Annotated in this window: 14 protein-coding genes; 11 read left to right on the top strand and 3 right to left on the bottom strand. The window is 66.4% G+C overall.

Going from position 1 to position 13,743, the window contains the following annotated elements; translation table 11 throughout:
* Positions 1 to 124: 124 nt before the first annotated feature.
* Positions 125 to 901: an enoyl-CoA hydratase gene (locus C7H84_RS12970; RefSeq protein WP_121859163.1), complete on the bottom strand. Its 777-nt coding sequence runs from the start codon at positions 899 to 901 to the stop codon at positions 125 to 127.
* A 129-nt stretch (positions 902 to 1,030) separates the two neighbouring features.
* Here C7H84_RS12970 and paaN point away from each other — a divergent pair, with 129 nt between their 5' ends.
* The 5 genes from paaN (at position 1,031) to paaK (ending at position 6,658) form a co-directional block, all read left to right on the top strand.
* The gene (paaN, locus tag C7H84_RS12965; RefSeq protein ID WP_121859162.1) at positions 1,031 to 2,737 is read left to right on the top strand and encodes a phenylacetic acid degradation protein PaaN; all 1,707 of its coding nucleotides are present in this window, start codon (positions 1,031 to 1,033) and stop codon (positions 2,735 to 2,737) included.
* Between the two features lie 90 nt (positions 2,738 to 2,827).
* Entirely contained in the window at positions 2,828 to 4,030 is a 1,203-nt protein-coding gene (pcaF, locus tag C7H84_RS12960) for a 3-oxoadipyl-CoA thiolase (RefSeq protein ID WP_121859171.1), read from the top strand.
* A 45-nt stretch (positions 4,031 to 4,075) separates the two neighbouring features.
* The gene (gene paaG / locus C7H84_RS12955) at positions 4,076 to 4,867 is read left to right on the top strand and encodes a 2-(1,2-epoxy-1,2-dihydrophenyl)acetyl-CoA isomerase PaaG (protein WP_121859161.1); all 792 of its coding nucleotides are present in this window, start codon (positions 4,076 to 4,078) and stop codon (positions 4,865 to 4,867) included.
* A 1-nt stretch (position 4,868) separates the two neighbouring features.
* Positions 4,869 to 5,321 carry a hydroxyphenylacetyl-CoA thioesterase PaaI gene (paaI, locus tag C7H84_RS12950; RefSeq protein ID WP_121859160.1) on the top strand — a complete coding sequence of 151 codons (453 nt, stop codon included), beginning with the start codon at positions 4,869 to 4,871 and terminating at the stop codon, positions 5,319 to 5,321.
* Between the two features lie 38 nt (positions 5,322 to 5,359).
* On the top strand, positions 5,360 to 6,658 hold the full coding sequence (paaK, locus tag C7H84_RS12945) for a phenylacetate--CoA ligase PaaK (RefSeq protein ID WP_121859159.1): 1,299 nt from the start codon (positions 5,360 to 5,362) through the stop codon (positions 6,656 to 6,658).
* 249 nt (positions 6,659 to 6,907) lie between these two features.
* Here paaK and C7H84_RS12940 read toward each other — a convergent pair whose 3' ends face one another.
* Positions 6,908 to 8,032: an MltA domain-containing protein gene (locus tag C7H84_RS12940; protein WP_240462025.1), complete on the bottom strand. Its 1,125-nt coding sequence runs from the start codon at positions 8,030 to 8,032 to the stop codon at positions 6,908 to 6,910.
* 28 nt (positions 8,033 to 8,060) lie between these two features.
* On the opposite strand from C7H84_RS12940, the gene C7H84_RS37160 reads away from it, so the two are divergent.
* Positions 8,061 to 8,204: a hypothetical protein gene (locus C7H84_RS37160; RefSeq protein WP_240462024.1), complete on the top strand. Its 144-nt coding sequence runs from the start codon at positions 8,061 to 8,063 to the stop codon at positions 8,202 to 8,204.
* Between the two features lie 14 nt (positions 8,205 to 8,218).
* Here the strand turns inward: C7H84_RS37160 and apaG are convergent, their stop codons facing one another.
* The gene (gene apaG, locus C7H84_RS12935) at positions 8,219 to 8,593 is read right to left on the bottom strand and encodes a Co2+/Mg2+ efflux protein ApaG (RefSeq protein ID WP_057924835.1); all 375 of its coding nucleotides are present in this window, start codon (positions 8,591 to 8,593) and stop codon (positions 8,219 to 8,221) included.
* A 176-nt stretch (positions 8,594 to 8,769) separates the two neighbouring features.
* Here apaG and rpe point away from each other — a divergent pair, with 176 nt between their 5' ends.
* The 5 genes from rpe (at position 8,770) to trpD (ending at position 13,725) form a co-directional block, all read left to right on the top strand.
* A complete protein-coding gene (gene rpe, locus C7H84_RS12925; protein ID WP_011883156.1) occupies positions 8,770 to 9,456 on the top strand; it encodes a ribulose-phosphate 3-epimerase in 687 nt (228 codons plus the stop codon).
* Between the two features lie 4 nt (positions 9,457 to 9,460).
* Positions 9,461 to 10,216, top strand: a complete 756-nt coding sequence (locus C7H84_RS12920; RefSeq protein ID WP_121859158.1) for a phosphoglycolate phosphatase — start codon at positions 9,461 to 9,463, stop codon at positions 10,214 to 10,216.
* A 357-nt stretch (positions 10,217 to 10,573) separates the two neighbouring features.
* Positions 10,574 to 12,067: an anthranilate synthase component I gene (gene trpE / locus C7H84_RS12915; RefSeq protein WP_121859157.1), complete on the top strand. Its 1,494-nt coding sequence runs from the start codon at positions 10,574 to 10,576 to the stop codon at positions 12,065 to 12,067.
* 13 nt (positions 12,068 to 12,080) lie between these two features.
* Positions 12,081 to 12,680, top strand: coding sequence for an aminodeoxychorismate/anthranilate synthase component II (locus C7H84_RS12910; protein ID WP_121859156.1), 600 nt, complete (start codon positions 12,081 to 12,083; stop codon positions 12,678 to 12,680).
* Between the two features lie 13 nt (positions 12,681 to 12,693).
* The gene (gene trpD / locus C7H84_RS12905; RefSeq protein WP_121859155.1) at positions 12,694 to 13,725 is read left to right on the top strand and encodes an anthranilate phosphoribosyltransferase; all 1,032 of its coding nucleotides are present in this window, start codon (positions 12,694 to 12,696) and stop codon (positions 13,723 to 13,725) included.
* Positions 13,726 to 13,743: the final 18 nt, after the last annotated feature.

Below are 13,743 nucleotides of genomic sequence, written 5' to 3'. Positions count from 1 at the left end.
TTGTGAAAATATTTTGAAAAACCCCCGTGCGCTGCCGCGCACGGGGACTTCGGGGTCATTGCATCGGGCGCTCACGCCAGCGACCAGCAACGGTTTCGCCAGACACCGCCCCGACGTCGCCGAATCAGCGGTGCTTGAATACCGGCTTGCGCTTCTCGACGAAGGCCGCCATCCCTTCCTTCTGATCTTCGGTCGCGAACAGCGAGTGGAACAGGCGACGCTCGAAATGAACGCCTTCGGCCAGCGTCGTCTCGTACGCGCGGTTCACCGACTCCTTGACCATCATGACCGCCGGCAACGAGAACTCGGCGATCGTCGTCGCAGCCGCAATCGCTTCGTCCAGCAGCTTGTCTGCCGGCAGCACACGCGACACCAGCCCTGCTCGTTCCGCCTCGGCCGCATCCATGAAGCGCGCGGTCAGGCACATGTCCATCGCCTTTGCCTTCGACACCGCACGCGGCAGGCGCTGCGTGCCGCCCGCGCCCGGCATCACGCCCAGCTTGATCTCGGGCTGGCCGAACTTGGCCGTGTCGGCCGCGAAGATGATGTCGCACATCATCGCGAGTTCGCAGCCGCCGCCGAGCGCGAAGCCCGCCACGGCAGCAATGATCGGCTTGCGGATCTCGCGGACGGTCTCCCAGTTACGCGTGATGTAGTCGCCGCGGTAAACATCCATATAGGAATAGGTCGCCATCATGCCGATGTCGGCGCCGGCGGCGAACGCCTTCTCGCTGCCGGTCACGACGATCGCGCCGATTTCATCGTCCGCGTCGAATGCTTTCAGCGCCGCGCCCAATTCATCCATCAGTGCATCGTTCAGCGCATTCAGCGCCTTCGGGCGATTGAGCGTGACCAGCCCGACTCGCCCCCGGGTCTCCACCAGGATGTTCTCGTAAGACATCTATTTCTCCTCGATCAATGAAATGAGAAACGCCTCGCACATGCGAATAGTTTGATGCTACCATTCTCCGACCAACCGGTCGGTTAATTAATCGATCCAATCCCTCTCAACGTTCATCAGGCTGCCGCCATGACCCATGCACTGTTCACGAAGCACGAAGCCACGCTGAAACACGCCCTCGCCGCCATCGAGAGCCGCGGGTACTGGAGCCCGTTCGCGGAAATGCCGAGTCCCAAAGTGTACGGGGAAAGCGCCAACGCCGATGGCGAGGCAGCGTTCAACGCGCACCTCGGCAACACGTTCGAGCTCGACCAGCCGGCATCCGGCGGAACCGTCGGCGCGGAACAGTCGCCTTATGGGATCGCGCTCGGCATCCGCTATCCGAAATCGACGCCCGACGAACTGATTGCCGCGGCGGCCGCTGCCCAGCGTGCATGGCGTGAAGCCGGCCCGAGCGCGTGGATCGGCGTCAGCCTCGAAATCCTCGCGTGGCTGAACCGCGCAAGCTTCGAGATCGCCTACAGCGTGATGCACACCACCGGCCAGGCGTTCATGATGGCGTTCCAGGCCGGCGGCCCGCACGCGCAGGACCGTGCGCTCGAAGCGGTCGCCTATGCGTGGGACGAACTGCGCCGCATCCCGGCCGACGCGCACTGGGAAAAGCCGCAAGGCAAGAACCCGCCGCTCGCGATGCACAAGCGCTATACGATCGTCCCGCGCGGCACCGGCCTCGTGCTCGGCTGCTGCACGTTCCCGACCTGGAACGGCTACCCCGGCCTGTTCGCCGACCTGGCGACCGGCAACACGGTGATCGTCAAACCCCACCCGGGTGCAATCCTGCCGCTCGCGATCACGGTCCGCATCGCGCGCGACGTGCTGCGCGAAGCCGGCTTCGACCCGAACGTCGTCACGCTCCTCGCGACCGAACCGAACGACGGCGCCCTCGTGCAGGATCTCGCGCTGCGCCCCGAAATCAAGCTGATCGACTTCACCGGCAGTACGCAAAACGGCACGTGGCTCGAACGCCATGCCCATCAGGCACAGGTGTATACGGAGAAGGCCGGCGTCAACCAGATCGTGATCGACTCGACCGACGACCTGAAGGCCGCGACCAAGAACATCGCGTTCTCGCTGGCACTCTACTCCGGCCAGATGTGCACGGCACCGCAGAACATCTACGTGCCGCGCGACGGCATCCGGACCGCAGACGGTCACGCGAGCTTCGACGAGGTCGCCCAGGCGATCGCCGTCTCGGTACAAAAGCTGACCGGCGACCCGGCGCGCTCGGTCGAGCTGATCGGCGCGATCCAGAACGACGGCGTGACCGCACGCATCGACGATGCCCGCCAGCTCGGCCGCGTGCTCGCCGACAGCCAGACGCTTCAGCACCCGATGTTCGCCGACGCGCGCGTGCGCACCCCGCTCGTGCTGCAGCTCGACGTGGCCGACCGCGCGAAATTCACGCAGGAGTGGTTCGGCCCGATCTCGTTCGTGATCGCGACCGACTCGACCGCGCAGTCGCTCGAACTCGCCGGCGACATCGCCGCCGAGCACGGCGCGCTCACGCTCTCCGTGTACAGCACCGACGACGAGGTGCTCGACGCGGCACACGATGCAGCGGTGCGCGGCGGCGTCGCGCTGTCGATCAACCTGACGGGCGGCGTGTTCGTCAACCAGTCGGCCGCGTTCTCCGACTTCCACGGCACGGGCGCGAACCCGGCCGCGAACGCAGCGCTGGCCGACCCGGCGTTCGTCGCCAACCGGTTCCGCGTGGTACAAAGCCGCGTCCATGTTGCGCCGAAGGCAGTCCCCGCGGAAGCCGGCCAGACGGCATAACCCGAATGGCCGACGTGCAAACGCGGCCACCTTCTCTACCATGAACGAATCCGCCAGCCGGCGGGTTCGTTGCTCCACATCGACACGCCCATGACCGACGCCTACATCTGCGACGCGATTCGCACCCCCATCGGCCGCTACGGCGGCGCCCTGAAAGACGTGCGCGCCGACGATCTCGGCGCAGTGCCGCTCAAGGCACTGATCGAGCGCAACCGCAACGTCGACTGGTCCGCGGTCGATGACGTGATCTACGGCTGCGCGAACCAGGCCGGCGAGGACAACCGCAACATCGCGCGCATGTCCGCACTGCTCGCGGGCCTGCCGACCGCCGTGCCGGGCACGACGCTGAACCGGCTGTGCGGCTCGGGCATGGACGCCGTCGGCACCGCCGCGCGCGCGATCAAGGCCGGCGAGGCACGCTTGATGATCGCGGGCGGCGTCGAAAGCATGACGCGCGCGCCGTTCGTGATGGGCAAGGCCGCCAGCGCGTTCGCGCGTCAGGCCGCGATGTTCGACACGACGATCGGCTGGCGTTTCGTCAATCCGCTGATGAAACAGCAATACGGTGTCGATTCGATGCCCGAGACGGCCGAAAACGTCGCGGTCGACTACGGCATCAGCCGCGCCGACCAGGATCTGTTCGCGCTGCGCAGCCAGCAGAAGGCCGCGCGTGCGCAGCAGGACGGCACGCTCGCCGCGGAAATCGTCCCGGTCACGATTGCGCAGAAGAAGGGCGACGCGCTCGTCGTCTCGGTCGACGAGCATCCGCGCGAAACGTCGCTCGACGCGCTCGCGAAGCTGAAGGGCGTCGTGCGCCCGGACGGCTCGGTGACCGCCGGCAACGCATCGGGCGTCAACGACGGCGCATGCGCGCTGCTGCTCGCGAACGCGCAGGCAGCCGATCAATACGGGCTGCGCCGCCGCGCACGCGTCGTCGGCATGGCAACCGCCGGCGTCGAGCCGCGCGTGATGGGCATCGGTCCGGCGCCGGCCACGCAGAAACTGTTGCGCCAGCTCGGCATGTCGATCGAACAGTTCGACGTGATCGAACTGAATGAAGCGTTCGCGTCGCAAGGTCTCGCGGTGCTGCGCATGCTCGGCGTCGCCGACGACGATCCGCGCGTGAACCCGAACGGCGGTGCGATTGCGCTGGGCCACCCGCTCGGCGCGTCGGGCGCCCGGCTCGTGACCACCGCGCTTCATCAGCTCGAGCGTACGGGCGGCCGCTTTGCGCTCTGTACGATGTGCATCGGCGTCGGCCAGGGCATCGCGATCGCGATCGAACGCGTGTAACCGACGCGACGCGCGCCTATAACGAAGTCATGAAGGAGACACCGCATGTCATATCAGGCGATCCAGCTGGATATCGATCAGGCTGCCCGCGTGGCCACGATCACCCTCAACCGTCCGGACAAGCTGAACAGCTTCACGCGGGCGATGCACCGCGAACTGCAGTCGGCACTCGATGAAGTCGAAGCAACCGGCGCGCGTGCGCTGATCCTGACGGGTGCGGGGCGCGGCTTCTGCGCGGGCCAGGATCTGGCCGATCTCGACTTCACGCCGGGCGCATCCACCGACCTCGGCACGCTGATCGACGAGCATTTCAATCCGCTGATCCGCCGCCTGCAACGCATGCCGATTCCGGTGATCGCCGCCGTCAACGGCACGGCGGCCGGCGCCGGCGCGAATCTGGCGCTCGCCTGCGACATCGTCTTCGCGGCGCGCTCGAGCAGCTTCATCCAGGCGTTCGTCAAGATCGGGCTCGTGCCCGATTCGGGCGGCACATGGTTCTTGCCGCAACGCATCGGCATGGCACGCGCGCTGGGGCTCGCACTGACCGGTGACAAGCTCGGCGCCGAACAGGCCGAGCAATGGGGCTTGATCTGGCGCGCGGTCGACGACGATGCGCTCGCCGCATCGGCGCGCCAGGTCGCCAACCAGCTCGCGCAGCAACCGACGCTCGCGATCGCATCGATCAAGCAGGCGATGCGCGACAGCGTCACGAACACGCTCGACCAGCAACTCGACCTCGAGCGCGACCTGCAGCGCAAGCTCGGCCAGTCGTACGACTACGCGGAAGGTGTGAAGGCGTTCATCGAGAAGCGTGCGCCGCGCTTCGAGGGGCGTTGACATGACGGCCTCCACCGACACGCGCGACCCCGACGCGCTCGCTCGTGCGACCGCGCGAGCCATGTACGACGCGGACGCCTGCAGCCGCGCGTTCGGCATGGAAATCGCCGAAGTGCGCGCGGGCTACGCACGCCTGCAGATGCGAGTCCGGCCGGAATTCCTGAACGGGCACCAGACCTGCCACGGCGGCATCATCTTCACGCTCGCCGATTCGACGTTTGCGTTCGCGTGCAACTCGTACAACCTGAACACCGTTGCGGCAGGCTGCTCGATCGAATACCTGCGTCCCGTATTCGGCAACGACCTGCTGACGGCCGAGGCAATCGAGCAGACGCGCAGCGGCCGGCACGGCATCTACGACATCCGCGTCACGAACCAGGCAGGCGAAACGGTCGCGATGTTTCGCGGCAAATCGGCCCAGATCAAGGGCGCGGTCCTTCCCGAAGATCGCTGACGTACGCGGCGCGCTCATAACAATCACTGGAGACAGGCATGACTACCCCGCTACCGCTCGAGCCGATCGAGACCGCGTCACGCGACGAGTTGACCGCGCTGCAGCTCGAGCGCCTGAAATGGTCGCTCCGGCATGCGTATGAGCACTCTCCCGTCTATCGCCGCAAGTTCGACGAAGCGTGCGTGCATCCCGACGACCTGAAGACGCTATCCGATCTGTCGCGCTTCCCGTTCACGACCAAGAGCGACCTGCGCGACAGCTACCCGTTCGGGATGTTCGCGGTGCCGCAGGACCAGATCTCGCGCATCCATGCATCGTCGGGTACGACCGGCAAACCGACGGTCGTCGGCTATACGGCGCGCGACATCGACACGTGGGCGAATCTCGTCGCGCGCTCGATCCGCGCGGCCGGCGCGCGGCGCGGCGACAAGGTTCACGTCAGCTACGGCTACGGGCTCTTCACCGGCGGGCTCGGCGCCCACTACGGCGCCGAACGCGCGGGGCTGACGGTGATCCCGTTCGGCGGCGGCCAGACCGAGAAGCAGGTGCAGCTGATCCAGGATTTCCGGCCCGACATCATCATGGTGACGCCGAGCTACATGCTGTCGATCGCCGACGAGATCGAGCGCCAGGGCCTCGATCCCGCACAAAGTTCGCTGCGCATCGGCATCTTCGGCGCGGAACCGTGGACCAACGACATGCGGGTGGCCATCGAGCAGCGGATGGGCATCGACGCGGTCGACATCTACGGGCTGTCGGAAGTGATGGGCCCGGGCGTCGCATCGGAATGCGTCGAGACCAAGGACGGCCCGACCATCTGGGAAGACTACTTCTATCCGGAAATCATCGACCCCGAAACCGGCGAAGTGCTGCCGGACGGCGAACTCGGCGAGCTGGTGTTCACGTCGCTGACGAAGGAAGCGCTGCCGATCATCCGCTACCGGACGCGCGACCTCACGCGCCTGCTGCCGGGTACCGCGCGCACGATGCGCCGGATGGAAAAGATCACCGGGCGGTCGGACGACATGATGATCGTGCGCGGCGTCAACGTCTTCCCGACGCAGATCGAGGAGCAGTTGCTCAAGCAGCGCGCGCTCGCGCCGCACTATCAGATCGTGCTGACCAAGGAAGGGCCGCTCGACGTGCTGACGCTCAACGTCGAGCCATGCCCCGACACGGCGCCCGATACGGCGGCGATCCACGCGGCCAAACAGGCGCTCGCACACGACATCAAGTCGCTGATCGGCGTGACCGCCGTGATCGACGTGCTGCCCGTGAACGGGATCGAACGCTCGGTCGGCAAGGCACGCCGCGTGATCGACAAACGCAAGGGCTGAGGTCGTTCGCCGCGCGTACGTCGCGCGGCGGCGCATCCGTGCCGCCAAATGAAACAGCCCGGTCGGCCAACGCCGATCGGGCTGCTTTACTCGAAAGCGTCGTTCGACGTGACACGCACAGCATCACGCGAACTGAAATCACATCGGCACACCGGCGATCAGACCGGCACGCCCCACGCGCAGGAGGCGTGCCATCCATGCCGCGTCTCGTTCACGAGCCACCATCCGGGCAGCCCGCGCCGCCGTGCATCACGAATTCGGGAACAGCAGCCACATCCGGCCGACCTGCTTCATCCGTCCGGCCTGGTCGCCGGCGTCGTCGCCCAGCCCCCAGAAATAGTCGGCGCGCACACCGCCCTTGATCGCGGAACCCGTATCTTGCGCGAACACGAGCCGGTTCATCGGCGTGTTCGTGAGCGGACGCGTGGTCTGCAGGAACACCGGCGTGCCGAGCGGGATCGACGACGGATCGACCGCGATCGAACGCTCCGGCGTGAGCGGCACGCCAAGCGAGCCGATCGGGCCGTCCGCGCCGCCGTGCGGCGCGTCTTCCTTCGTCGGCATGTCGCGGAAGAACACGAAGCGCGGATTCGTGTCGAGCAACGCATCGACGCGCGTCGGGTTCGCCTTTGCCCATGCCTTGATGCCCTGCATCGTCGCCTGCGCGGGCGTCAGCTCGCCGCGATCGAGCAGCCACTTGCCGATCGAGCGGTACGGCTGGTTGTTGGTGCCGCCGAAGCCGACGCGCATCACCGACCCGTCGTCGAGCAGCACACGCCCCGAACCCTGCACCTGCAGGAAGAACGCCTCGATCGGGTCATCGACCCACACGAGTTCGTTGCCGTTCAGGATGCCGGCGCGCTCGAGCTGCGCGCGAGCGGGCAGCGCGGCGCCGGCGCGATAGCCGGCCGGCCAGCGGTACAGCGCGTACTGGTAAGGACCGCGACGCACGCGTGAGCCGTGCAGCAGCGGCTCGTAATAGCCGGTCACGAGCCCGTCGAGCGTGCCGTCGGTGTTCGCGAACTGAAACGGCGTGAAATACGTTTCGAAGAATGCACGCGCGCTGCTGACGTCGAGTTCGTCGAGGCGTTCGGCCGCCGCGCACGCGCGCTGCCATGCCGGCTGGCGTGAGAGCCGCACGCAGTTCTGCCGCAGCGCGGCTGTCGCGCCGAGCAGCGAATCGTCCTGCCAGCCCGGCACCTGCTGCCACGCGACCGGCGTCAGCCGCTTCGCGGCGACCTGCCCCGGCACGATCGCCGTGCCGGTCGGCGGCTTGAGCGTCGACGTTCGCGTCGGCGCGCTGCCGCACGCGGCCAGCAGCGCGGCCGTCGCAGCCGCTGCAACCCAGCCGGCCAGCCGGGGCCCAAACCACATACAATGTCCGTTCTTGATGGAAACCGCCATGTCAGATTTTCTCGACCAATATCCGATGCTCATCTTCGCGCTCGAAGCTTTCGTAGCGCTTGCCCTGCTGATCTTCATCGTCGTGTGGACGTCGTCGGGCAGGAAGAAGCACGCCCGCAGCAACGACCGCCAGCCACGCTGACCGGCCCCGCACGCTCAATGCAGCGTGCGCGGCATGTGCAGCGCGAACTCGTCGACCGGCGCGTCGAACCGCTCGCCGTCCTCGGCCACGCAGAAGTACGCTCCACGCATCGTGCCGACCGGCGTCGCGATCACGGCCCAGCTCGTATATTCGAACTGTTCGCCCGGCTGCAGCAGCGGCTGGTGCCCGACGACGCCGAGCCCTTTCACTTCCTGCACGTGGTTTTCGCTGTCCGTGATGATCCAGTGACGCGCGATCAGCTGCGCCGCGACCTGCCCGGTATTGCGGATGGTCAGCGTGTACGCGAATGCGTATTGACGTCGATCGGGGTCGGATTGTTCCGGCAAGTAGCTGGTTTTCACCGAAACGGTGAACTGATACTGACTCATGGTGTTTCCGCTGTAGGTAACCGCCCGCGCCGAGTCGACCGGCGAGGCCGCGGGCGCGCCGCATTGGTTCGGCATTCTATGCGGAATCGGGCCGCAACCGCACGGCCCGCGCCGCGCACCGGGTCGCCGGACGGTAGAATGGCGGTTTTGCGCCGCAGCGTCCCCGCTCCCCTGTCATGACTCAATTCCGCATCGCTCCCAGCATCCTGTCGGCCGACTTTGCACGGCTCGGCGAAGAAGTCCGCAACGTGGTCGCCGCCGGCGCCGACTGGATTCACTTCGACGTGATGGACAACCATTATGTGCCGAACCTGACGATCGGCCCGCTCGTGTGCGAGGCGATCCGCCCGCACGTGCAGGTGCCGATCGACGTGCACCTGATGGTGCGTCCGGTCGACCGGATCGTGCCCGATTTCGCGAAAGCCGGCGCGAACCTGATCAGCTTCCACCCGGAAGGCTCTGACCACATCGACCGCACGCTGTCGCTGATCCGCGACCACGGCTGCAAGGCCGGCCTCGTGTTCAACCCGGCCACGCCGCTGAATTATCTCGACCACGTGATGGACCGTCTCGACTTCGTGCTGCTGATGTCGGTGAACCCCGGCTTCGGCGGCCAGTCGTTCATCCCGGAAACGCTGAACAAGCTGCGCGAAGCGCGCGCCCGCATCGACGCGTACACCGAGCGCACCGGCCGCGAGATCCTGCTCGAGGTGGACGGCGGCGTGAAGACCGACAACATCGCGGAAATCGCGGCAGCCGGCGCGGATACCTTCGTCGCGGGTTCGGCGATCTTCGGCAAGCCCGACTACCGCAAGGTGATCGACGAGATGCGCGCCGCGCTCGCGACCGTCGAGCGGAGCTGATGCCGTGGCCGATTCCTCGCTGGCCGGTCATGCACCGGCCGAAGCCGACGACCCGATCCGTTTCGCGGCGCCGCGCATCGACGCGGCGCTGATCGACCTCGACGGTACGATGGTCGACACGGCCGACGATTTCACAGCCGGGCTGAACGGGATGCTCGCGCAGCTCGGCGCGCCGGCCACGTCGCGCGACGAGGTGATCGGCTACGTCGGCAAGGGCTCCGAACATCTGATCCAGAGCGTGCTGAAGCCGCGCTTCGCGCCCGACGAAGCGCATGCACGCTTCGACGACGCGCTCGCGATCTACCAGACCGAGTACGCGAAGATCAACGGTCGTCACACGCGCCTCTATCCCGACGTCACGGCCGGTCTCGATGCGTTGCGCGCGGCCGGCATCCGGCTCGGGTGCGTGACGAACAAACCGCACCGCTTCGCGATCGAGCTGCTCGAGCAATACGGGCTGATCGATCGCTTCGGCATCGTGCTGGGCGGCGACAGCGTCGCGCGCAAGAAGCCCGATCCGCTGCCGATGCTCACCGCATGTGACGCGCTCGGGGTCGCGCCGGACGCGGCGGTCGCAATCGGCGACTCGGAAAACGACGCATTGGCGGGCCGCGCGGCCGGAATGGCAACGCTGACGGTGCCGTACGGCTACAACCATGGCAAAGCTATACAAACGATAAATTCGGATGGTATAGTCGATTCGTTGCTGGTCGCAGCACGCGCGATCACCGCGCACAACGCCGGCCGGCCAACCATCTGATTATTTCTTCCATCCGCATGTTTCTGAATAAAAAACGGAGTCTGAGCAGCATCGACCGGGGAGCCTGGCCCTGGCGTCGCTGGTCGCGCTAACCTCTTCGATGGGGTACGCTGAAGCAAGTCTTCAGCGCCGTTTTTTATCTCGCTGCGCATCCGCGCGCCGATCGTCGCACCACCTCGGGTTCTACCGCGTCCGAACGCTTGCGTTCAGGAGCGGCCGCAGGCTCGCGATGCTCACGCCCGGAATGCCGATCGGCAACAGGCACTTCTCGATGGACCGCCCTTTCGCCGACGGCAACGCGCGCAGCGTCAAGTGATCCCTGGCGCACGCGCCGCTCGTCCCGAACAGGACCGGAACATGACCGAACTCGAATTCCAATCGCTCGCGAACGAAGGCTACAACCGCATCCCGCTGATCGCGGAAGCGCTCGCCGACCTCGAAACGCCGCTGTCCCTCTACCTGAAGCTGGCCCAGCCTGAACGCGCGGGCGCCAACTCGTTCCTGCTCGAGTCAGTGGTCGGCGGCGAACGCTTCGGCCGTTATTCGTTCATCGGCCTGCCGGCCCGCACGCTGGTGCGCACCCGCAACGGCGTGTCCGAAGTGGTGCGCGACGGCCAGGTCGTCGAGACGCACGACGGCGATCCGTTCGAGTTCATCGAGTCGTTCCAGGCGCGCTTCAGGGTCGCGCAGCGCCCGGGCCTGCCGCGCTTCTGCGGTGGCCTCGCCGGTTATTTCGGCTACGACGCGGTGCGCTACATCGAGAAGAAGCTCGCGAACACCGCGCCGCGCGACGATCTCGGCCTGCCCGACATCCAGCTGCTGCTCACCGAGGAAGTCGCGGTGATCGACAATCTCGCCGGCAAGCTCTATCTGATCATCTACGCGGATCCGGCCCAGCCCGAGGCCTACACGAAGGCGAAGCAGCGCCTGCGCGAGCTGAAGCAGCGCCTGCGCACGACCGTGCAGCCGCCCGTCACGTCGGCGAGCGTGCGCACCGAAACCTTCCGCGAGTTCAAGAAGGACGACTATCTGGCCGCCGTGCGTCAGGCGAAGGAATACATCGCGGCCGGCGAACTGATGCAGATCCAGGTCGGCCAGCGGCTGACGAAGCCGTACCGCGACAATCCGCTGTCGCTGTATCGCGCGCTGCGTTCGCTGAATCCGTCGCCGTACATGTATTACTACAATTTTGGCGATTTCCACGTGGTCGGCGCGTCGCCCGAAATCCTGGTGCGCCAGGAAAAGCGCGGCGACGACCAGATCGTCACGATTCGTCCGCTGGCCGGCACGCGTCCGCGCGGCAACACGCCGGAGCGCGACGCCGAACTCGCGACCGAACTGCTGAACGATCCGAAGGAAATCGCCGAACACGTGATGCTGATCGACCTCGCGCGCAACGACGTCGGCCGCATCGCGGAGATCGGTTCGGTGCAGGTCACCGACAAGATGGTGATCGAGAAGTACTCGCACGTGCAGCACATCGTCAGCTCGGTCGAAGGCAAGCTGAAGCCCGGCATGACGAACTACGACGTGCTGCGCGCGACGTTCCCGGCCGGCACGCTGTCCGGCGCGCCGAAGGTGCGCGCGATGGAACTGATCGACGAGCTCGAACCGATCAAGCGCGGGCTGTACGGCGGCGCCGTCGGCTACCTGTCGTTCTCGGGCGAGATGGACCTCGCGATCGCGATCCGCACGGGCCTGATCCACAACGGCAACCTGTACGTGCAGGCGGCGGCCGGCGTCGTCGCCGACTCGGTGCCCGAATCCGAATGGCAAGAGACCGAGAACAAGGCGCGCGCGGTGCTGCGTGCGGCCGAACAGGTCCAGGACGGCCTCGATAGCGACTTCTGACCGGAGACTGACCATGCTGCTCATGATCGACAACTACGACTCGTTCACCTACAACCTGGTCCAGTACTTCGGCGAACTGGGCGAGGATGTGCATACGTACCGCAACGACGAAATCACGCTCGACGACATCGCGCGCCTGAACCCCGACACCATCTGCCTGTCGCCGGGCCCGAGCAACCCGCAGCACGCGGGCATCACGCTCGACGTGTTGCGCGAATTCGCGGGCAGGAAGCCGATCCTCGGCGTGTGCCTCGGCCACCAGGCGATCGGCGAAGCGTTCGGCGGCCGCGTGGTGCGCGCGAAGACCATCATGCACGGCAAGGTGAGCCGGATCGAAACCGACTGCCGCGGCGTGTTCGCCGACCTGCCGAAGCATTTCGACGTCACGCGCTACCACTCGCTCGCGATCGAACGCGAATCGCTGCCCGACTGCCTCGAAGTGTCCGCGTGGACCGACGACGGCGAGATCATGGGCGTGCGTCACAAGACGCTGCCGATCGAAGGCGTGCAGTTCCACCCGGAATCGATCCTCTCCGAGCACGGCCACGCGCTGCTCGAGAATTTCCTGAAACAGCATCGTGCAGCGGCCCGTGCGGCCGCGCCGGCCGCCTGACGGGAGACGCACGATGACGATTACCCCGCAGGAAGCGCTGCAGCGCACGATCGAACACCGCGAAATCTTCCACGACGAGATGCTGCACCTGATGCGGCTCATCATGCGCGGCGACCTGTCGCCCGTGATGGCGGCCGCGATCATCACCGGCCTGCGCGTGAAGAAGGAGACGATCGGCGAGATCGCCGCCGCCGCGACCGTGATGCGCGAATTCGCGAACCACGTCGAAGTGCCGGACAACTCGAACTTCGTCGACATCGTCGGCACGGGCGGCGACGGCGCGCACACGTTCAACATCTCGACCGCGTCGATGTTCATCACGGCGGCGGCCGGCGCGAAGGTCGCGAAGCACGGCAACCGTGGCGTATCGAGCAAGTCCGGCAGCGCCGACGTGCTCGAGGCGCTCGGCGTGAACATCGACCTGCAGCCCGACCAGGTTGCCGCGTCGATCGCCGAAACCGGCATGGGCTTCATGTTCGCGCCGAACCACCATCCGGCGATGAAGAACATCGCGGCCGTGCGCCGCGAGCTCGGCGTGCGGACGATCTTCAACATTCTCGGCCCGCTGACCAATCCGGCCGGCGCGCCGAACCAGCTGATGGGCGTGTTCCACCCCGACCTGGTCGGCATCCAGGTGCGCGTGATGCAGCGCCTCGGCGCGCAGCACGTGCTGGTGGTGTACGGCAAGGACGGGATGGATGAGGTGTCGCTCGGCGCCGCGACGCTAGTCGGTGAATTGCGTGACGGCAAGGTGCACGAATACGAGATCCATCCGGAGGACTTCGGCCTGCAGATGGTGTCGAACCGCACGCTGAAGGTGGAAAATGCCGAGGAATCGCGCACGATGCTGCTCGGCGCGCTGGACAACCAGCCGGGCGTCGCACGCGAGATCGTCACGCTGAACGCGGGCACCGCGCTCTATGCGGCCAATATCGCCGAATCGATCGCGGACGGCATCCAGCTCGCCCGCGAAGCGATCGCGAGCGGCAAGGCGCGCGCGAAGGTCGACGAACTCGTGCGCTTCACGCAGCAGTTCAAGCGCTGACTCCCCTTACGAATCAAG

The sequence above is a fragment of the Burkholderia sp. Nafp2/4-1b genome, assembly GCF_003635165.1.
Taxonomy (GTDB): domain Bacteria; phylum Pseudomonadota; class Gammaproteobacteria; order Burkholderiales; family Burkholderiaceae; genus Burkholderia.
Note: the sequence above shows the minus strand (reverse complement) of the source record. Positions and strands in the feature narration are given on the sequence as shown.